20 protein-coding genes and 1 other RNA gene are annotated in these 19473 nt (G+C 70.4%); 15 read left to right on the top strand and 6 right to left on the bottom strand.

Annotation, left to right across the window (positions count from 1 at the left end):
- Positions 1 to 19: 19 nt before the first annotated feature.
- The 6 genes from QSJ33_RS08910 (at position 20) to QSJ33_RS08885 (ending at position 6564) form a co-directional block, all read left to right on the top strand.
- The gene (locus QSJ33_RS08910; RefSeq protein WP_285724727.1) at positions 20 to 2620 is read left to right on the top strand and encodes a coiled-coil domain-containing protein; all 2601 of its coding nucleotides are present in this window, start codon (positions 20 to 22) and stop codon (positions 2618 to 2620) included.
- Positions 2621 to 2881: 261 nt separating this feature from the next.
- A complete protein-coding gene (locus QSJ33_RS08905; RefSeq protein ID WP_285724725.1) occupies positions 2882 to 3640 on the top strand; it encodes an energy transducer TonB in 759 nt (252 codons plus the stop codon).
- Positions 3641 to 3647: 7 nt separating this feature from the next.
- Positions 3648 to 4019, top strand: coding sequence for an ExbD/TolR family protein (locus QSJ33_RS08900; RefSeq protein ID WP_285724722.1), 372 nt, complete (start codon positions 3648 to 3650; stop codon positions 4017 to 4019).
- A 17-nt stretch (positions 4020 to 4036) separates the two neighbouring features.
- An RNA gene (gene rnpB, locus QSJ33_RS08895) (RNase P RNA component class A) lies at positions 4037 to 4412 on the top strand.
- Positions 4413 to 4620: 208 nt separating this feature from the next.
- Positions 4621 to 5379, top strand: a complete 759-nt coding sequence (locus QSJ33_RS08890) for a GNAT family N-acetyltransferase (protein ID WP_285724720.1) — start codon at positions 4621 to 4623, stop codon at positions 5377 to 5379.
- A gap of 30 nt (positions 5380 to 5409) precedes the next feature.
- Positions 5410 to 6564: an MFS transporter gene (locus QSJ33_RS08885; RefSeq protein ID WP_285724718.1), complete on the top strand. Its 1155-nt coding sequence runs from the start codon at positions 5410 to 5412 to the stop codon at positions 6562 to 6564.
- On the opposite strand, the gene QSJ33_RS08880 is transcribed toward QSJ33_RS08885, so the two are convergent.
- Complete coding sequence (locus QSJ33_RS08880; protein ID WP_285724716.1) at positions 6554 to 7270, bottom strand: class I SAM-dependent methyltransferase; 717 nt, start codon at positions 7268 to 7270, stop codon at positions 6554 to 6556. The two genes, QSJ33_RS08885 and QSJ33_RS08880, sit on opposite strands and share 11 nt — an antisense overlap.
- Positions 7271 to 7284: 14 nt before the next feature.
- Complete coding sequence (locus QSJ33_RS08875) at positions 7285 to 7839, bottom strand: hypothetical protein (protein ID WP_285724714.1); 555 nt, start codon at positions 7837 to 7839, stop codon at positions 7285 to 7287.
- 108 nt (positions 7840 to 7947) lie between these two features.
- Here QSJ33_RS08875 and QSJ33_RS08870 point away from each other — a divergent pair, with 108 nt between their 5' ends.
- The 6 genes from QSJ33_RS08870 to QSJ33_RS08845 all read left to right on the top strand — a co-directional run bounded on the left by QSJ33_RS08870 (position 7948) and on the right by QSJ33_RS08845 (position 13004).
- Positions 7948 to 8448, top strand: a complete 501-nt coding sequence (locus QSJ33_RS08870) for a Fur family transcriptional regulator (RefSeq protein ID WP_285724712.1) — start codon at positions 7948 to 7950, stop codon at positions 8446 to 8448.
- Positions 8449 to 8644: 196 nt separating this feature from the next.
- Positions 8645 to 9712 carry an adenosine deaminase gene (gene add / locus QSJ33_RS08865; RefSeq protein WP_285724710.1) on the top strand — a complete coding sequence of 356 codons (1068 nt, stop codon included), beginning with the start codon at positions 8645 to 8647 and terminating at the stop codon, positions 9710 to 9712.
- A gap of 160 nt (positions 9713 to 9872) precedes the next feature.
- Complete coding sequence (locus tag QSJ33_RS08860; protein ID WP_285724706.1) at positions 9873 to 10865, top strand: DHH family phosphoesterase; 993 nt, start codon at positions 9873 to 9875, stop codon at positions 10863 to 10865.
- Positions 10866 to 10969: 104 nt separating this feature from the next.
- A complete protein-coding gene (gene ribA, locus QSJ33_RS08855) occupies positions 10970 to 11629 on the top strand; it encodes a GTP cyclohydrolase II (RefSeq protein WP_285724704.1) in 660 nt (219 codons plus the stop codon).
- Between the two features lie 64 nt (positions 11630 to 11693).
- Positions 11694 to 12137, top strand: a complete 444-nt coding sequence (locus tag QSJ33_RS08850; protein ID WP_285724703.1) for a DUF2721 domain-containing protein — start codon at positions 11694 to 11696, stop codon at positions 12135 to 12137.
- Between the two features lie 75 nt (positions 12138 to 12212).
- The gene (locus tag QSJ33_RS08845; RefSeq protein WP_285724701.1) at positions 12213 to 13004 is read left to right on the top strand and encodes an SDR family oxidoreductase; all 792 of its coding nucleotides are present in this window, start codon (positions 12213 to 12215) and stop codon (positions 13002 to 13004) included.
- Here QSJ33_RS08845 and QSJ33_RS08840 read toward each other — a convergent pair.
- From QSJ33_RS08840 to pgsA, 3 genes are read right to left on the bottom strand one after another with little or no spacing between them, the layout of a single operon-like run.
- Positions 12999 to 13970 (bottom strand): pseudouridine synthase, encoded by a 972-nt coding sequence (locus QSJ33_RS08840; RefSeq protein WP_285724699.1) that lies wholly within the window; start codon positions 13968 to 13970, stop codon positions 12999 to 13001. The genes QSJ33_RS08845 and QSJ33_RS08840 overlap by 6 nt on opposite strands.
- 42 nt (positions 13971 to 14012) lie before the next feature.
- The gene (locus QSJ33_RS08835; RefSeq protein WP_285724697.1) at positions 14013 to 14267 is read right to left on the bottom strand and encodes a hypothetical protein; all 255 of its coding nucleotides are present in this window, start codon (positions 14265 to 14267) and stop codon (positions 14013 to 14015) included.
- Between the two features lie 21 nt (positions 14268 to 14288).
- Positions 14289 to 14864 carry a CDP-diacylglycerol--glycerol-3-phosphate 3-phosphatidyltransferase gene (gene pgsA, locus QSJ33_RS08830; protein WP_285724695.1) on the bottom strand — a complete coding sequence of 192 codons (576 nt, stop codon included), beginning with the start codon at positions 14862 to 14864 and terminating at the stop codon, positions 14289 to 14291.
- Between the two features lie 89 nt (positions 14865 to 14953).
- Between pgsA and QSJ33_RS08825 the strand changes: the two genes are divergently transcribed.
- The 3 genes from QSJ33_RS08825 to QSJ33_RS08815 are packed head-to-tail and all read left to right on the top strand — an operon-like array spanning position 14954 to position 17581.
- On the top strand, positions 14954 to 15199 hold the full coding sequence (locus QSJ33_RS08825; RefSeq protein WP_285724693.1) for a FeoA family protein: 246 nt from the start codon (positions 14954 to 14956) through the stop codon (positions 15197 to 15199).
- Positions 15199 to 17370 carry a ferrous iron transport protein B gene (gene feoB / locus QSJ33_RS08820; RefSeq protein WP_285724691.1) on the top strand — a complete coding sequence of 724 codons (2172 nt, stop codon included), beginning with the start codon at positions 15199 to 15201 and terminating at the stop codon, positions 17368 to 17370. Before QSJ33_RS08825 ends, feoB begins: the two co-directional genes overlap by 1 nt.
- Positions 17371 to 17377: 7 nt before the next feature.
- Entirely contained in the window at positions 17378 to 17581 is a 204-nt protein-coding gene (locus tag QSJ33_RS08815) for a hypothetical protein (RefSeq protein ID WP_285724689.1), read from the top strand.
- 10 nt (positions 17582 to 17591) lie between these two features.
- Here the strand turns inward: QSJ33_RS08815 and QSJ33_RS08810 are convergent, their stop codons facing one another.
- The gene (locus QSJ33_RS08810) at positions 17592 to 19352 is read right to left on the bottom strand and encodes an NAD-dependent malic enzyme (RefSeq protein ID WP_285724687.1); all 1761 of its coding nucleotides are present in this window, start codon (positions 19350 to 19352) and stop codon (positions 17592 to 17594) included.
- Between the last annotated feature and the right edge of the window lie 121 nt (positions 19353 to 19473).

The raw sequence follows: 19473 nt of genomic DNA, 5'->3' as shown, positions 1-19473 counted from the left end.
TTCCGGGGCCGGGGCGCCGATGGGGTCCTCAGGCATCGAGGGGCGCATGGGGCGGGACCGTTCACTCTGGGAACATTTCGGCGGGGGCCGACTGGCCGTCGATGCCGTCATCCTGGCCGTGCTGGGCCTGCTCGAATACGCCATCCTCAGCCATCCCTCCTCCATCCAGCCCGGCGAGGGCGCCGTCCTGGTGATGGCCTTCGCGGGGCTCCTGATCCTGGGGCGCCGCGGCCTCACCTGGCAGCGCGACCTGGTCCTCGACGCCTTCCTGCCGGACTGGATCGCCCGGGTGGCCGCCGGCAGCCGCGAGCGGGTCCAGCCCCCCCAGGGGCTCTCCGCGGGTGCGGAACTCACGGCCCGGGCCCTGGATGCGCTGCTGGCGGATGTCGAGGCGTCCCGGGAGGCCCTGGCGGACCTCCAGGAGGCCGTGGTCCGCGACTGGCGCGACGTGGACGGGGCGCTCGCGGAAGTCCGACTTCAGCAGGTCGCGGACCGGGAGAACCGGGACCGGGCGGCGGACCGGCTGGCCGCCGCAGGGGCGGAGCTGAAGACGGTCTTCGAGGAGAGCCTCCAGCTGGACCGCATCGAGCTGGACCAGCGGCTGCGGGCCGACCAGTGGCGGCTGCAGGCCCAGGCCTTCGTGGGCTCCCTGGAACAGGTGCGGACGGGGCTGGACCATTTCGAGAACCTGGTGGAGGAGCTGCGGGACACCTTCCCCCGCCTCCTCCGGGAGGGCGACGACCTGGGGCGCCTGGCCAACTCGGGCATGCGCCACGGCGCGCGGATGGGCATGGCCGTGCGCGGGCTCGTGGAGCACACCCCCCGGCTCCTGGAGGAGGCCCGGACCCGGCGCGACCAGTTCCGCAACTTCCGGAAGGCGGCGGACGAGCTGCGGGACCAGGCCGAGGCCCTGGGCCGGCGGCTGGAGGGATTCCGCACCGACGCCCTGGATCGCACCCGGGCCTTCGGGGGCGTCCAGGGCTCCCTCCGGGTCATCGACGAGGCCGCCCAGCAGGCCGGACTCCTGGCCGTGAACGCGGCCATCCTGTCCCAGCAGGGCACCGGCGGCGGGGGAGCCGGCATCCAGGCCATCGGCGGGCGGCTCCGTCACCTCGCGGGCCAGACCTCCCGCGGGGTCGCCGAGGTCGAACGGACCCTGGAAGAACACGCCCGTGGCCTGGACCATGAGACCGCCAGCCTCTGGACCCTCCAGGAGGTGACCGAGACCCTCCTGTCGGGCCTCCAGAACCTGTTGCGTTCCGCGGCCTACCTGGACCAGCAGGGCCAGGAGCTGGAGCGCCTCCTGGACACGCAGGTGGCCCAGGTGGACCACGTCCGGCAGATGTCCGAGCACGCCGAGCTGGCCCTCCACGAAGTGGGGGAGCGGGCCCGGGCCATCGAGAGCGCCATGGGCCGCCTCTGGGCCGTGGAGGCCAAGCTGCTCCCCGAACTGGAGCGGCTCTCCCGCGGCGGGGCGCGGCTGACGGATTCCGGCCGTGAGCTCTCGCAGATCAGCCAGCAGAACATCGAGGCGATCTGGAACATCCTGGCCCGGCACCATGAGATCCGGCGGAGCGCGGCCTACCGGCAGGTGACCGCCGGTGAACTGGGGCATCTCCTGGCCGCGCCCCCGACGGGGGACGGCTCCCCCGCCCGGGTGGCCTGGGTCCGTTCCCTCCGGCGCGCCCGCCTGGGCGGGGCGCGGCTGCTGCCCGCGCTCAGGGGCACCCGTGAGCCCGATGGCACCGTGCGCCTCCGGCTCCTGGGCCTGGATGCCCTCGGGCTGCCCGAGCCCTCGGCGATCCAGCAGGTGGTGTGGAGCCGGGGCGGTCGCGACTGGCGCCTGGATCTCCGGGAGGAACTGCGCGCCGAGGATCACCGCATGGCCCTGCTGGAAACCCTCCGCGGCAGCGAGCTCCAGGCCTGCTTCCCGGAGCTCCAGACCCGCATCACGCCGGAGGGGGCCTTCCTGTCCCTCCCCTTCGCCCTTGGACAGCTCCCGGTGTTCCTGGCGGGTCTGGCCCTCGACCTTCCCCTGAGCGCCGAGGGGTGGGATGGGCCCCTCCGGGCGCCGGCCGCGGTGCCAGGCGCGGTGCAGACCTTCCTGTGGATCGGGCCGGATGCGGATCCCTCCCTCCGCCGCGAGACGCTGCGCCGGGTGCACGGCCTGGTGCACGACGTGCCGGACCATCACCTGCTCCTGCCACAGGCGCCCTTCGAAGGGGAACGGTCACCGTGCCTGTGGCTGGGTGAGGTCGAGGACGCGGTGGTGGACCTTGCGGGCGTGCTCCCCTTCCGTTTCGAGACCCTGGGCGCGCCCGGGCCCTCCGCCCCCGCCTGGCGGGAGCGGCTCCTCCAGGCCGGGGGACGGGAGGACCAGGAGGGTGCCGCCCTGGTCACGGTCCACCTCGCCCCGGTGGATCCCGCCCTCCTGCTCCTGCAGCTCTACCGGCGGGAGGCGCGCCTCGCCTGCGTGGCCCATCCCACCCTCGCCCCCTACCGTGACCGGGCCCGCGCGGAGGTGTTCGCGCTGGAGGCGGCGGACCCCACCCGCGCCGCCTGGGAGATCCTCGAGGCCTTCCGGACCGAAGGGTGGCTGCTGCCGCTGCCCGCGTTGTGAGGCGGCCGTGACGCAAGGGCCCCGTGGCGCCCGAACGATCCGCGGGAGCGGCGGATCCGTGACGCGGTGGTGGCGGAGGCCGCCGATCATCAGCCTCTCGTAACATCTGCGGAGCCAGGGTTGACGGGCCTTCCACGAGGCCGATACCTCTTCCAAGCGATCTTTGGACCCCTCAGCCGACGTGCGATCCAGGGCCCGGGATTGCCGTTGCCGCATCCTTGCGGCCTGTGGGAACCGGGAGCGCCACCCACAGGAGATGCCATGTTCCAGCTCGCCCCCCAGGGCGTCCCGGGCTCCGTGCGCCCGGACCTCCCGCCCACCCTCCTCCCCCACGCCGTCGCCGCCGCGGCACCGCCCCGCGACCGTCTCCGCAGCCTGCTCATGGCGGGGAGCGTCTACCTGGCGCTGGTGGCCTCGGCGGTCCTCCTCTCCCGCGCCAAGGCCGCGCTTCCCCCCACGATCCTCCGGACCGGGCCACCGCCCCGGGTGATCGAGGTCATCCTGAATCCGGCGGCTCCCGCCGCGGTGCATCCTCCGGCTCCGGCCGGTCCGGCGACGGGTCCGATCCTGGCCGCCCAGCCCGTGTCCGGGCCGGCGCTGCCCCAGGTCCCCGATCCCGCCGCGATCCCTACCGGCCTGCCCACGCAGGACCTCAGCGGGCTCCAGGTTCCGCGGCCCACCGGCCCGGCGCCGATCGGAACGGGCCCGGCGTCCACCTCGGAGCCCCCGGGTTCCTCCCAGGTGCGCTTCATCGACATGAACATGGTCCGTGTCCTCCACCAGGTGACACCGGTCTATCCGGCCCTGGCCCGCATGACCCGTGTCCAGGGCGCGGTGGTGCTCCTGATGACCATCGATGAATCGGGTGCTCCCACGGAGGTGAAGGTGCTGGCAGGTCACCCGGGCCTCCAGGAGGCCGCGCTGCAGGCCGCCCGGCAGTGGCGCTTCGAGCCCGCGCGGGTGGACGGCCGGCCGGTGCCCGCCAGCTTCCGCCTCACCCTCAACTTCCGCCTGACGTGAGACCGCCATGGACGCGAGGCTCCGCAGCGACATCAACGTGACGCCCCTGGTGGACATCGTGCTGGTCCTCCTCATCGTGTTCATCACCCTCGTGCCGGCCCTCCCCACGGCCCTGGCCACGGTCCTGCCGCGGCCGGGGCCCGGGAGCGGGGGCCCCTCGCTCCGGATCACCCTGCTCCCGGGCGGGGGGCTGGAACTCGACGGACGCCCCGCTTCTCTGGCCGAGCTCCCCGCCCTCGTCCGCGCTTCCTCGGGTCCGGTGCTGCTGCGGGTGGATCCCTCGCTGCCCTTCCACCAAGCCACCGAGGTGCTGGACCTGGTCAGGGGTGTCCGTCCGGAGGCCCGGCTCTCGCTGCGGGCCGCCCGGGAGGTCCCCTGACCGCGTGCTAACCTGGGGCCGTGGATCAGGGCGTCGCTGTCCGCAAGGGCAGAGGAAAGTCCGGGCTCCGCAGGGTGCTGGGCCTGGTAACACCAGGGCGGGGCGACCCGACGGACAGTGCAACAGAGAACAGACCGCCGATGGATCCTCGGATCACAGGCAAGGGTGAAACGGTGGGGTAAGAGCCCACCGCCGGACTGGCAACAGGACGGGCACGGCAAACCCCCCAGGGAGCAAGACCAAATAGGCCGGCGCACCGCGCAAGCGGCGAGGGTTGACCCGACCGAGCCGGCGGGTAGGTCGCTTGAGGTGGATGGCGACATCCATCCCAGAGGAATGACGCCCTCCTTCGTGAGAAGCAGACAGAACCCGGCTTACCGATCCACCGGAGCCCCCGAAAGGGGGCTTCGCTTTGTCCGTGGATCCATGGTCCAATCGGCTTCGGAATCTCCGATTCCCTTTTCGAGTAGGCCTCTGTTCAAGATGATCGCGCGCGCCGTCCGGGTGCCGGACGCAGCCTGAACCTCCGGTGGGCGCAGCCCTGCCGGATGCCTTGAACCCAGGAACACGGGGCGGTCGACCGCCCCGGCTCGGAGCTTCCATGACTTTCGATCTGAACGCATGCATCCGCCGTCTCGAATCCGCCCAGGCCCGGCAGAACGACGCCTTCACCCTGGCGGCCGGCGGACGCAGCCGGCCGGTGGGCGGCGGCTACGCCCATTTCCGCGGGATTGGCCACCCCCTCAACCAGGCCCTGGGCCTCGTCGATTCGATCACTGAGGCGGATCTGGCGGCCATCGAGGCCTTCCTCGGAACGCCCACGGTGCTGGAGCTCAGTCCAGCGGCCGATCCCAGCCTCTGGCTGCTCCTGGCCCGACGGGGCTACCGTCTCGGTCAGTTCCAGCAGCTCCTGGTGCGGGAGGTGCCGGAAGGGGCCTTTCCCGATTCCGACTGGGATGTCTCGCCCGTGGGATCCTCGGAGTGCGACCTGCAGGGCCGGGTGGTCGGGGCGGGATTCGCCGAAAGAGACGACTGGCGCACCTTCCAGCCGCCCTTCTCCCTGCCGGCGGACGTGCCCCGGTGCCTGCGGTACCTGGTCCGGGTGGCGGGCGAACCGGCCGGCGGGGCCACCCTGGGCTGGGTCGACGATGTGGCCCTGCTGAGCGGAGATGCGGTGTTGCCCGGGTTCCGCGGAAGGGGCCTCCAGAAACGCCTGATCCAGGCCCGTCTTCGGGAGGCCGCCCGGCTGGGGTGCCGGGTGGCCTGCGCCTCGACGCTGCCGTCCACCCCCAGCCAGCGGTCCTACGAGGCCTGCGGATTCCGGGTGGCCTATCCCAAGGTGGAGATGGTGAAGGACTGATGGAGGGTCCGGCGCGGCATGATGGGAGGCATGCCGCGCTTCCGCCCCAAGACCCTGGCCCTGGCCGTGACGGCCCTGGCCTTCCACGTGGACACGCTCCTCTACTACCTGCTGGTGCCCCTGCTGCCGGCCTATGCCCGGGAGCTGCGGCTGAACCAGATGGAGGTGGGCATCCTCTTCGGCAGCTATGCCGTGGCCCTGCTCCTGGCGACCGTCCCCTTGGCGGTGCTCACGGACCGCTTCGGCCGGCGGCGCCCCATGCTGTGGGGGCTGGCGGGGCTGGGGGTCACCACCCTGGTGTTCGCCTTCTCCCACCAGTTCTGGCTGCTGGTGCTGGCCCGGACCCTCCAGGGCGTCGCGGGAGCCGCCACCTGGCTGCCGGGCATGGCGCTGCTCGCGGACCACTTCCCTTCCGGGGAACGGGGCCGGGCCATGGGCACGGCCTTCGCTGCGGCGAATCTCGGTGTGCTGGCCGGTCCCCCGCTTTCAGGCTTCCTGGCCCAGCAGGCCGGACCCTCCGCGCCCTTCCTCCTGGGGGCGGTCCTGGTGGCGCTGGATGCGGCAGGTCGGGCCTTCCTGCTCCCCGAGGTCGCCGCAGCGCCGGGTCCGAGGCTACCGTTTCGACAGTTGCTGGCCAATCCGGTCGTACGCCTCTTCTCGGGGGCCATGACCCTGGGGTCCGGGCTGTGGGCCCTGCTCGAGTCCATGCTTCCCCTGGACATGGATCGCCGCCTGGGCCTGTCGGCCACCGGGATCGGCCTGTGCTTTGCGGCGGCGGCCTTATCCCACACCTTCACCTCCCCCCTGATGGGACGCCTCTCCGACCGTGCCGGGCGCCTGCCGGTGCTGCGGATCGGCCTGGTGCTGGCGGCGCTGCTCCTGCCGCTTCCGGCCCTGCTCCCCAAGGCCTGGATGGTGGTGGGCGCCATGATGGCCCTGGGTGCCACCGCCAGCTTCCTCATGTCCCCCTGCAGTCCCGCGGTGGCCGATCAGGTGGAGCGGTTGGGCAGCCAAAGTTTCGCCTCCGCCTTCTCGATCCTGAACCTGGCCTATGCCGTGGGCATGATGGTGGGCCCCCTGGCGGGTGGGGCCCTGGTGGAGGGATTGGGCCTGCCCATGGCCCTGGGCGTGTCGGGTCTCGGGTTCGGGGCCTTCCTGCTGGCCACGCGGGGCTTCAGCGGGTGACGGCCCGGTAGATCCACCGCTCCGAGTCCTCTGACCAGGGTTGGCCGTCCAGGCCCCCGGAGGCCGCGGGGGGGCGGAAGCCCGCCTCGGCCAGGCAGGCCCGCACCTCGGCATCCGTGGGGATCCAGATGTCGTGGCGGAAGGCGGCGCCCTGGCACTGGCGCTCCGTCCAGATGCGCCGGCGATCCGGGCTCCAGCGCACCCGTTCCCGATAGCCCCGGTCGGGATAGTCCCGCCAGCGGCTCCGGAGGCGGGCCGTCGCCCGCTCCAGGCTGGACCGGCCGACCAGGTCCAGGAGCAGGACCCCGCCGGGCCGCAGCACCCGGGCGAACTCCCGGAGCTGGGCCAGGTTCTCCGCCGCCGTGGCGAAGTAGCCCCAGCTGGTGAAGGCGCAGAAGACGCCGTCGGCGCTGCCGGTCCGGAAGGGCAGGGCCCGCAGGTCCAGGCGGGCCAGGGGGGCCGGATGCTCCAGGGCGTGACGCCGGAGGTTCAGGGGGCTGAGGTCCCCCCCGGCCACGGCCAGGCCCCGGGCCGCCAGGTGGGGGTGGAGCCGCCCCCAGCCGCAGGGGAGGTCGAGCACGCGGCTCCCGGCGGGAAGGTCCAGGAGGGCCGCCAGGGCCGGCCCCTCCCGGCCGGCATCTGCGGCCTTGTCGGCATAGATGTCGAAATAGGCGGGATGGTCGAAGTCCCAGGCGAACCAGTCCATCCCCGGAGTGTGACCTACTCTTCCGGGTCGGCCTTCACCAGCTTCACGGCCGGCGCGGGGGCCTGGGTGCTGGCGATGCCCTTCCACTGGTAGCGGGTGCCCCGCTTCTGGCCCGTCTTGCCGATGAGCTTGGCCTCCTCCAGCTCGGTGAAGAGCCGGCGAAGGGTGGCGGGAGCCCAGTCGCAGTCCTTCAGCCCCAGGGCCTCCTGGGCCTCGAAGCTGCTGAGGGAGCCGGCCTTCTGGAGCTCCAGGACGAGGTTCTGCTTGAGATCCTCCAGCTCGCCCTTGTTCCGGCGGGCCTTGGACTTGAAGGCGGGCACTTCCGCCTGGGGTTCCACGGCCGCCGGCCGGGGGGCGGGGGCCGGGGCGGGGGGCAGGGCGGCCTGGGGCCGGGCCTGGGCCTCCACCAGCAGGCCGTCCAGGTAGATGTCACCGCGCTCGGGCCGGAACAGCACCACGACGGAACCGGGGGCGATGTCCTCGTTCTGCAGGGCGGTGATGATCCGCTCGCCCACGCGCCGCTTCTGGTCCGCCGAAAGGGAGGGGGATTGAACGATGACCACGGCCATGGGAGGACTCCGATATGTATAGGGACATCTTCATAATACATCCCATTTGTTTCCCTGGACCCGCGGAATTTTCATTAAACTCGATTACACTGCCCCCCGAGGTCCCCCATGCGAAAGTCGAAAATCGATCTACCGGATGAACAACAGCGCTTCGAGAGCTTCCTCCGTGCCCGGCAGCTGAAGCTCACGGGAGAACGTCGGGAGCTCCTGGCGGAGGTGTTCGCGCAGACGGAGCATTTCGACGCGGACCAGCTGCACATCGCGCTCAAGCAGAAGGGCAAGGCCATCAGCCGCGCCACCGTCTACCGCACGCTGGACCTTCTGGTGCAGTGCGGACTTGTCCGCAAGAGCAGCTTCGGCGACCAGCATGCGCACTACGAGCCCGTGCGCAGCAACGAGCACCATGACCACCTCATCTGCCTGAACTGCAACACCATCATCGAGTTCTTCCGGGCGGACCTGGAGAAGCTCCAGGAGGCGATCTGCAGTGAGCACGGCTTCAAGCCCATGCACCACAGCCACCAGATCTTCGGCCTCTGCAAGGAGTGCCTGAAGCTGGACACGGACGGGTCGGCGCTCGCCCACCGGCTGAGCCAGCTCAGCGTCTGATCTTCTCCGGGGGTTCTCCTCGCAACGCAGGCGTTGCGAGGATCTAGGGTCGCGCTGCGTGCACACCCCCGGGCCCCCGCGCGAAGGCCCGGCGGAGCCGGGCTTTCGCTTTACCCTCCGGGAATTCCGCGCTGCGCGCCGGTGGGATCGCCAGGCGGACAGCTGACCACCGGCGCGCATGGCGTTAGGCTAGGCCATGCCGAAACTTACACTCCAGGACCTTCAGCGCCTTCCGAAGACGGACCTGCACGTCCACCTGGACGGCAGCCTCCGCATCCCCACCATCCTCGACCTGGCCGAGCAGCAGAAGGTGAAGCTGCCCGCGGACACCGTGGACAGCCTGCGCCCCTTCGTGGAGGTGGGCGAGGACTGCAAGTCGCTGGTCGAGTACCTCCGGGCCTTCGACGTCACCCTCTCGGTGATGCAGACCTACGAGAGCCTCGTCCGCACGGCCTTCGAACTGGCGGAGGACGCGGCGAAGGAGAACGTCCGCTACATGGAGGTGCGCTACAGCCCCATCCTCCACCAGCAGAAGGGGCTCACCCTCCATGCCATCGTGCAGGCGGTGCTGGAGGGCCTGGCCCTTGCGGAGAAGCAGTACCCCATCAAGACCGGGGTGATCCTATGCGGCATGCGCCACATCTCGCCGGACATCTCGCTGCGCCTGGCGGACCTCACCGTGGCCTTCAAGAACAAGGGCGTGGTGGGCTTCGACCTGGCAGGAGCGGAGGAGAACTTCCCGGCCAAGCGGCACAAGGACGCCTTCGGCCGGGTGCTGCAGAACAACATCAACTGCACCCTCCATGCCGGCGAGGCCTACGGGCCCGAGAGCATCCACCAGGCCATCCACCTCTGCGGCGCCCACCGCATCGGCCACGGGGTGCGGCTCATCGAGGACGGCGACCTGCTCAACTACGTGAACGACCACCGCATCCCCCTGGAGTGCTGCCCGTCCAGCAACGTGCAGACCAAGGCCGTGAAGAAGATGGCGGACCACCCCATCCGCCTCTTCTACGACCTGGGCCTCCGGGTCACGGTGAACACCGACAACCGCATGGTCACGAACACCACCGTGAGCCGCGAGTTCCAGGTCATCCACGAGGAACTGGGTTTCGGCCTCGAGGAGATCAAGGAAGTCATCATCATGGGCTTCAAGAGCGCCTTCCTGCCCTACGCCCTCAAGCGCGCCCTCCTGGCCGAGGTGGTGCACGAGCTGAAGGCCTTCAAGCCGGGCAGCCTCGAGAGCAAAAAGGAGCACCTCTAGAACCCGGTGGGTCGGCGCGGTCTCCCGCACCGGCGAAGCCGATGCCGAGAGGGAGGAGCACCTCTAGGATCCGGTGGGTCGGCGCGGTCTCGCGCATCGGCGAAGCCGATGCCGAGAGGAAGGAACACCTCTGATATCCTGACTGTCGAGGTCAGGATTCATGCTGGACCGTTTCGCCGCCTTCCTGGATCGCCACACCAGGCTCCTTCTCACCACCCACGAGAATCCCGATGGGGATGGGGTGGGCGCGGCGGTGGCCCTGGCGGCCCACCTGAAGGCCGCGGGCCGGACGGCCCGCATCGTGGTCACCCCGGCGCTTCCGGAGAACCTCCGATTCCTGGATCAGGAAGGGTGGATCGAAGCCTACGATCCGGGCGTCCACCGGGACCTCGCCGCCTGGCCGGACGCCTGGCTGCTCATCGACGCCTCCGAGCCCCACCGCATGGGGCCGCTGTCTGCCGCCTTCGAAACCACCCAGGCCATGCGGGCCTGCCTGGACCACCACCTCAAGGACGCGCCGAAGGGCTTCGACGCCGAGTTCACGAACCCCGACGCCAGCGCCAGCGCGGAACTGGTCTACGATCTGGTCCGCCCGCGCATCGCGGGCCCCCTGCCGGATGTCATGGCCCAGGCCCTGTACGCGGGGATCGTGAGCGACACCGGCAACTTTCGGCACTCGAACACCACCCCCAAGATCCACCGCATCGCCGCGGACCTGGTGGGGCAGGGCATCCACCCCTCCCGCACCTACAACGCCCTCTACCAGACCGCCACGCCGGCCAAGCTGAAGCTCTTCGGGCGGGCCCTGGAGGGCCTGCAGCTCCGCGATGGCGGGCGCTTCGCCTACGTGGCGGTCACCAAGGCCGACCTGGCCGCCTGCGGCGCCACCCACGAGGACCTGGACGAGCTGGTGGAGGAGCCCCGCAGGCTGAAGGGCGTGGAGGTGGCGGCCCTGTTTTCCGAAGCCGCCGACGGCCGCGCCAAGGTGAGCCTCCGCTCCCGGGAGCGGGTCGACGTGAACGCGGTCTGCCGCCGATTCGGGGGCGGCGGGCACCGTCTGGCTTCCGGTGCCAAGGCCGCCGTGCCGCTGCCGGACTTCATCGCCGAGGTGGAAGCGGCGGTGCTCGCCCAGATGGCAAAGGATATTGTCTAGATAATTACCAAGACGCAATTGGTTGCGTCCGCACCGTCGCGATCCCAGACTCATTCGTAGGCCGACCGGCATCTCATGGACGCGGCCCTTTCCCCTGGATCCCCATGGCTCCCAAAGAACCCAGCAGCGCCCCGAAGCTCGAGCTGTTCTGCAAGCTCCAGGCGGAGAAGGTGCCCTTCATCGCCAAGGCCAACGTCCCGTCCATCTTCGGGAAGTTCACGGTCTACGGCTTCCTGGAGCACGCCACGGGGAAGGAGCACCTGGCCATCGTGAGCGGGGAGATCGACGCCCGCCGCCGCATTCCGGTGCGCATCCACTCCGAGTGCTGGACCGGGGATGTCCTGGGCAGCCTCAAGTGCGACTGTCGCCAGCAGCTGGAGGAGGGCCTGCGCCACATCGCCGAGCACGGGGGCATGGTGCTCTACCTCCGCCAGGAGGGCCGGGGCATCGGCCTCCTGAACAAGCTGAAGGCCTACGCCCTGCAGGAGCAGGGGCTCGACACCGTGGAAGCCAACCACTCCCTGGGTTTCCCCGACGACCTGAGGACCTACGATTGCGCCGTGGAGATGCTGAAGTTCTTCGGGATCAAGCACGTGAAGCTGCTCACCAACAACCCCCGCAAGATCGGCGCCCTGGAATCCGCGGGCATCGAGGTGGAGCGGGAGCGCCACCAGCTGGCCGCCAATCCCTACAACCTGCGCTACCTCAAGACCAAGGCCCGGAAGAGCGGCCACATGCTGGATTTCGAGGAAGAGGCGCTGTAGGGAGCAGCCGGCCCAGGATGTTTTCGCTGGCCGCCGGGGGCTGACCGCTGGTACCGGTAGAGCCATGCCCTCGCCTGTCTCCGACCAGACCATCTCCGACATCTCGCACGTCATCCAGCTGTCGGTGGCGCCGGTCTTCCTGCTGACCTCCATCGGCACCATCCTCGGGGTGCTGTCCACGCGGCTGGCGCGCATCGTGGACCGGGCCCGGGCCCTGACCGAGCGGCCGGGGGCCCCCCTGGGCGGCCGCACCGAGGCCGTGCAGGCCGAGATGCGCATCCTGGGCCGGCGGCGCAGGCTCGTGAACCTGGCCCTCTCGTCGGGCACCACCGCGGCCCTGCTGGTGTGCGTCAGCATCGCGGCGGTGTTCCTCGGGGCCGTGGTGAAGGCCAACGTGGCCCTGCCGGTGGCTTCCCTGTTCATCCTGGCCATGGCCGCCTTCGTCGCCGCCCTGGTGTTCTTCCTGCGGGAAGTGCTCCTCGCGGCGAGGAGCCTGCATCTTTCCTGAGCCCGCCGGGAGGGGACCCTGGGGTCGGATTCGCCCCATGCATGATGGAAGACCGGATTCACGAGGAGGTGCGGCATGGTCGGGACCCTGGAGGGACGGGTGGCGCTGGTGACCGCGGCGAGCCGCGGGCTCGGACGGGCCTCGGCGGAGGCCCTGGCGGCGGCGGGCTGCGACCTGGTGATCTGCAGCCGGGACCAGGCCTCCGTGGTGCGCGCCGCGGAGGAGATCCGCCGAGCCACGGGGCGGCAGGTGCTCCCGCTGGTCGCGGACCTCGGCCGGGCCCAGGACATCCGGGCGGTGCTCGAGGCGGCCCTCTCCACCCACGGGCGCGTCGATGTGCTGGTGTCGAACACCGGCGGCCCGCCGCCCGGGCCCTTCATGGGCTTCGATGACGCCGCCTGGCAGGGGGCCTTCGACAGCCTGCTGATGCCCGCCGTCCGCCTCGCCCGGGGCGTGGTGCCGGGCATGCAGGCCCAGGGCTGGGGCCGGATCCTCTTCGTGACCTCCAGCGCGGTGAAGCAGCCCATCCCTGCGCTGGTGCTTTCGAACTCGCTCCGCGCGGCGGTGACGGCCATGGCCAAGACCCTGGCCGGGCAGGTGGCCCGGGACGGCATCACGGTGAACTGCGTCGCCCCGGGCCGCATCCTCACGGACCGCGTGCGGTTCCTCGACGGCGAGGCCGCCAAGGGCAGCGGGCGGACCCTGGAGGAGGTGCAGGCGGAGCAGGCCACCCGGATCCCGGCCGGACGGTACGGCGACCCGCGGGAATTCGGCGAGGCCGTGGCGTTCCTGGCGAGTCCCGGCGCGGCCTACATCACCGGCTCCACCCTCGCGGTGGACGGGGGGATCGTCTCCTCGCTGCTATAGGCTCTTGATGGCCGCGATCTCCTGCGGGTTGAGGAAGCGCCAGGCGCCGGGCTTCAGGAGGGGGTCGGCCAGGGGGCCGAACTGCACGCGGCGCAGCTTGCTCACGGGGTGGCCCACGGCGGCGAACATGCGGCGGATCTGCTGGTTCTTGCCCTCGGTGAGGGTGACCTTCAGCCAGGGGTTGTCCCCCTTCTCGGCGATCTCGATGTGGCAGGGCTTCAGGCGGCGCCCGCTGAGGCGGAAACCCTCCTGGAACTCCTTCAGCAGTTCGGGCTTGGGCGTCCGGTGCACCTTCACCAGGTAGACCTTGGGGATCTCGTGCTCGGGGCCCATGAGCACCTGGGCCAGGGCGCCGTCGTTGGTCATGAGCAGGAGGCCTTCGGAATTGAAGTCGAGGCGGCCCACCGGGTAGAGGCGCCCCGGGACGTCCTTCAGGAGGGCCATGACCGTGGGGCGGCCCTGGTCGTCCTTCACCGTGGTGACATAGCCCTTGGGCTTGTTCATCAGGATGTAGACCGGTGCCTCCCGGTGGATGGGGACCAGGTCCACGGTGATCTCGTCCCGGCGGGGGTCGGCCTTGGCGCCCAGTTCGGAGACCGTCTTCCCGTTCACCTGCACTCGCCCGTCGAGGATGATGGCCTCGCAGGCCCGGCGGCTGGCGATGCCGGCCGCGGCGAGGAGCTTCTGGAGGCGCTCCTGGCCAGGGGCCCCGTTCGGGCGTGGGCCGCGGGGCGGGGGCGTCGCCTTCGGACGGGCCGACTCCGGGCGGGGCTTCGCGCCGGGGCGCGCCCCGCCGGCCCTTCCCTGGCCGGAATTCGCGCCAGCGGTCTCAGGCCGGGCCGGCCGGGCGGCAGCCCTGGCCGGGGCGGGCCTGGCGGCGCGGGGCGCAGGGCCTGCGGACCTGGCCGGCGACGGCTTCGAGGGTTTCCGGGCAGGCTGGGGCCCTTTCGGGGCGGGCTTCCTCATGGTGGCTCCTTCGGCGTCTCCCGACGCGGAATAGCAAGGCTATCAGGGTTTCGCCCCGGCCTCCTGCTTCTTCCTCCTCTGTTCGAGGTGCTTCTGCAGCGATTCCCGGGTGGCATCGGACACTTCGCCGGTGACGCCGGTGGAAGCGGGCCCGGGCGCCGAGACGGGTTTCAAGTTCGAGGGGGGCTCCGGAGCCAGCTGCTGCCTAAGGCGGGGTGCCACGGCCGAGGCCAGGACCCAGGCGAAGGTGCCGAGGACCAGGAGCGCCACGAGGAACCTGGCCAATCTCGGATTCATGCATGCCGCCTGGCCGTAGGTTCAGGTGCGCTGGGCCGTTGGATGGCTGGCCCGCAGGAAGTAGTGGATGCCCGAGGCCAGCACCAGCGCCGCCACCACGTAGTACATGGCCGGCTGGAAGCGGGCCATCCAGGGCCGGGGGCCCAGGGCGTTGAAGAGCAGGCCGAGGGAGACCGCCACCAGCTGGGCCGCGGTGCTGAGCTTGCCCAGGAAGCTGGGCTGGAAGGTGCTCTCGCTGAGGCGCTCCACCGAGGCGAAGGCGTAGAAGGAGATCACCAGGTCCCGGGAGATGGCCAGGATGGCCACCCAGACGGGGATGGGCGCGGTCATGCCCTGGGTCCGCCAGGCCATGAGGATGAAGGCGGTGGTCATGAGCAGCTTGTCCGCGGCGGGGTCCATGACCGCCCCCAGGTCCGAGCGCTGGTCGAAGGCCCGGGCGATGAGCCCGTCCAGCAGATCCGTGAAGCCGGCCGCTGCGAAGATGATGAAGGCATGCCAGTGGTGCCCATACCAGAGGGCGATGGCGAAGAAGGGGATCGCCAGGATCCGGAGCAGGGTCAGTGCATTGGGCAGGGTCAGGGAACTGGAGGGGCGCATTGGGTCCAGTTTAGACACAGATCACTTCCTTAGACTTGGACCTTGTTGCACTCTGGTGGTGGGTTACACTGGATGTCGGAGTTGAGATTATGACTCAAAATCTTTCGATCCCCCTCAGCCTGCTCCAGCCGGGAGACCAGGGGGAGGTGGTGCAGGTGCAGGCGCAGGGCCCCATCCGCCAGCGGCTGCTGGAGATGGGCTTCATCCGCGGGGCCCGCCTGCGGGTGGAGAAGCTGGCGCCCCTGGGCGATCCCATGGAACTGGTCATCAAGGGCTACCACCTGTCCCTGCGGCGGGAGGAGAGCGTCTGCATCCTCGTCCAGCGGGTGGCTTGATGCCCATGGTCATCGCCCTGGCGGGGAATCCCAACTGCGGGAAGACCACCATCTTCAATGCCCTCACCGGGGCGCGGCATCACGTGGGCAACTGGCCCGGCGTGACGGTGGAGCGCCGCACCGGGACCTTCGAGCATGAAGGCCTCCAGCTGGAAGTGGTGGACCTGCCCGGTACCTACTCCCTGTCGACCCGAAGCGAGGATGAGCGGGTGGCGGCGCAGGCCCTGGCCTCGGGCGAGGTGGATCTGGTCCTGAACGTCCTGGATGCCTCCAACCTGGAGCGCAACCTCTACCTGAGCACCCAGCTGAAGGAGCTGGGCAAGCCCATGGCCTTCGTCCTGAACATGGTGGACGATGCGGAGCGACGCGGCATCCGCATGGACCTGAAGGCCATGGAGACCCTGCTCGGCGGCCCGGTGGTGGCCACGGTGGGCAACCGCGAGGAGGGTGTCGAGGAGTTGAAGACGCTCCTGGCCTCCCTGGCCCGCGGCGAGACGGAGCGCTGCCGGTCCATCGCGGTGGACTACGGGCACGACATCGAGGGTGAGCTGAGGAAACTGGAAGGGGAGATCCAGCGGGACGAGGCCCTCGCCGCGGCCATGCCCCCCCGCTGGCTGGCCCTGCAGCTCCTGGAGGGCAGCCCCGCGGCCCAGGCCACCCTGGCGACCAGCCACGCGCGCGCCGCCATCGGCCAGCAGCTGTCGAAGAGCCAGGCCTTCCTCGAGCAGCACCTGAAGGAGGATGTCGCGACCCTGGTCGCCGAGCGCCGCTACGGTTTCGCCCATGGCCTGGTGAAGGAGGTCGCCACGCCGGCGGCGGAGGGGAAGACCCCCACCGCCCGCCTCGACGCGATCCTCACGCACCGCTACCTGGGCATTCCGATCTTCATCCTCATCCTGGGGCTGATCTACTCGGTGTCCTTCATCCTCGGGAAGATCCCCCAGGACTGGATCGCCGAGGGGTTCAAGTCCCTGGCCGCCGTCGCAGGCGACCACCTCCCGCCCGGGGAGCTCACCAGCCTCCTGGTGGATGGCGTGATCCCCGGGGTGAGCGCCGTCATCGTGTTCGTGCCCGTGATCATGATCCTCATGGGCTGCATCGCCTTCCTGGAGGACACGGGCTACATGGCCCGGGCGGCCTTCATCATGGACCGCCTCATGCACGTCATGGGGCTGCACGGGAAGAGCTTCATCCCCCTCATCATGGGCAGCGGCTGCAACGTGCCGGCCATCCAGGCCGCCCGCACCATCGAGAGCCGCCAGGACCGCCTGATCACCATCCTCGTGACGCCCCTCGTGTCCTGCTCCGCGCGCCTGCAGGTCTACATCGTCATCGCCGGCACCTTCTTCACGCCAATCAAGGCCGCGATGGCCATCGTGGCCATGCACTTCCTGGGGCTGGGTCTGGCGGTGCTCATGGGCCGGCTCCTCAGGTCCGCGCTATTCAGCGGGCCCAGCTCGCCCTTCGTGATGGAACTCCCGCCCTACCGCCTGCCGGTGCTGAAGAGCACCGTGGTGCACATGTGGGAGAAGGGCTCCGTGTTCCTCACCCGCGCCGGCACCACCATCTTCGCCGGGGCCACGCTGGTGTGGTTCCTGTCCCGGTACCCGGGCATCGCCAACGCGGAGTGGACCGAGCAGTACCTCCAGCAGCGGCAGGCGGTCGTCGCCCTCCAGCTGCCCCAGGCCGAGACGGACAGCCGGCTCCGGGACCTTGAGCTGGCCAGGGAGAGCCGCATCGTGAACAGCAGCCTCGCCGCCCGCATCGGCCAGAAGGTCTCTCCGCTGCTCCAGCCGATCCTCGACCCCGACCACCGGCGCCCGGAGGCCTGGAAGGACGTCATCGCCCTCACCGCCGGGTTCGTGGCCAAGGAGATCGTGGTCTCCACCATGGCCGTCATCCACCAGGCCAGCGACGAGCCCAAGCCCGGCGAACGGCTGAGCCCCCTGCAGGTCTCCCTCCGCGACCGGTCCGGCCTCACGCCCCTCACGGCGCTCGCCTTCATGATCTTCACCCTCATCTACACGCCCTGCCTCGGCACCGTGGCCATGATCCGGCGCGAGGCCGGCAGCTGGGGCTGGGCCGGCTTCTCCATCGCCTACGGCCTCGTCCTGGGCTGGGGCCTGGCCTGGATGGCCGTGGTCGTGGGCCGCTGGATGGGCTACGCGTGAGGTGGCCATGAACCTCCAGAACCTCATCGCAATGGGAATGGTGCTCGCGGCGGCCCTCTGGTTCGGGCGCGGACTCCTCCGCACCCTGCTGGGACGCGGAGGCTGCGCCAGCGGCGGATCCTGCGGTTCCTGCCGCGCAGGGGGATGCGACGTGGCCCGGTTCGAGGCCATCCGGATCGCCCTGGAACAGAAGGGGCAGACTCGCCCCTGAGTAGCCCCCTTCAGACGAAGATCGGCATGGAGGCTTCCGTACCCGCCGGGCGCAGGGGCGCCGGATCCGAAGGCAGGTAGGACGTGGGATTCCAGATCGCCTCGGCCAGGACCCCGGGAATGAGGCCATCCTCCAGGGGCCGGTTCGCCACGCCGGAGTCGCGCGCCTCCCGCACCACGGCTTCGGCCACGTGGGCGGTGATGTCCCGGATGCGGGCGGTGGACGGGAAGAGGCTGCCGGCCTCCAGGTCATCGTCCCGGACCTCCCGCGCGAGCTGCCGGGCCGCTGCGGCGAACATCCCGTCCGTCACCTCCCGGGCCTCCGAGACCAGCGCCCCCAGGCCCACCCCGGGGAAGATGAAGACGTTGTTCCCTTGGCCGATGCGATGCACGCGGCCTTCGAAGGTCACGGCATCGGAGGGGCTTCCGGTGGCGACCAGGGCCCGGCCCTCGCTCCAGGCGAGGATGTCCTCCGGTTTGGCCTCAGCCTTGCTCGTGGGGTTGGAGAGCGCCAGGACCAGCGGGCGCACGGTATGGCGGGCCATCTCGCGGATGGCGCCTTCCGTGAAGGCCCCGGGACTGGCCGACACGCCGATGAGCACGGTGGGCTGGTAGGCGCGGATCACGGCCTCGAGGTCGCGGCGCCGGTCCGGGACCAGGCCCATCCGGTCCGCCAGTTCGGCCGGCCAGGCGAAGGCCCGCTGCACGGGATCCAGCATGGGGTCGTCATCCATGAGCAGGCCCTGGAGGTCCAGGTGGGCGGTGGCGGTGGTCAGGGCCTCGCCTTCGAGCCCTTCCCCGCGCAGGGTCTCCCGCACGAGGCGCCCGATCCCGATGCCCGCCGCACCCGAGCCGAAGAAGAGGACCCGCTGCTGCCGCAGGGGGATGCCCGTGGCCCGGGAACCGGCGAGGAGGGCCGCCACGCCCACCGCGGCGGTGCCCTGGATGTCGTCGTTGAAGCTCGGGAGGGTCTTCCGGTAGCGATCGAGCAGGCGGAAGGCGTTGAGCTTCTTGAAGTCCTCCCACTGGAGCAGGGCCCTGGGGAAGACGCGCTTCACCGCCTGGACGAACTCCTCCACCAGCGAGTCGTATTCCGGTCCCCGGAGCCGGGGGGCGCGCCAGCCCAGGTAGAACTCGTCGTCGAGGAGGTCCATGTTGTCCGTGCCGACGTCCAGGCTGATGGGCAGCGTCTGCCAGGGCGGGATGCCGGCCGCGGCGGTGTAGAGGGCCAGCTTCCCGATGGGGATGCCCATGCCGCCCACGCCCTGGTCGCCCAGGCCGAGGATGCGCTCATTGTCGGTGACGACGATCAGGCGGATGTCCTCGAAGGGGGCGTTCTTCAGGACATCGGCGATCTGCCCCCGATGCTCGGGCGTGATCCACAGGCCCCGGGCCCGGCGGAAGATGTGGCTGAACTCCTGGCAGGCCCGGCCCACCGTGGGGGTGTAGACGATGGGCAGGAACTCCTGGATGTGGTCGATGAGCACCCGGTAGAACAGGTACTCATTGCGATCCTGGAGGGCGGCCAGGCCGATGTACTTCTCAAGGGGATCCGTCTTCCGCTGGATGCTGGCGTAGACGCGCCTGGACTGCTGTTCGAGGGTGGTCACGGAATGGGGCAGCAGGCCTTCGAGCCCGAGGGACACCCGCTCCTCCTGGGTGAAGGCCGTCCCCTTCGTGTACATGGGGTGGCGCAGGAGCCGGGCGCCCCGGTAGGGCACCGCCAGCCGCTTCCGGCCGCTGGGTTCGGTTCTCAGGTCGTAGCGTTCCATGGCGGGCCTCCCTCGTCGGATGCAGAGCAAACCTTCACGGTCGCGACCGTGAAGGGCCTGTCTCACCTTCCTCAGGAGCCGGGAACGCGCACCGGACGGGGCGGGTGGTCTGTCAACCGGG

It is taken from the genome of Geothrix rubra (assembly GCF_030268065.1).
Classification (GTDB): Bacteria; Acidobacteriota; Holophagae; order Holophagales; family Holophagaceae; genus Geothrix; species Geothrix rubra.
This window is presented reverse-complemented; position numbering and strand designations above follow the sequence as displayed.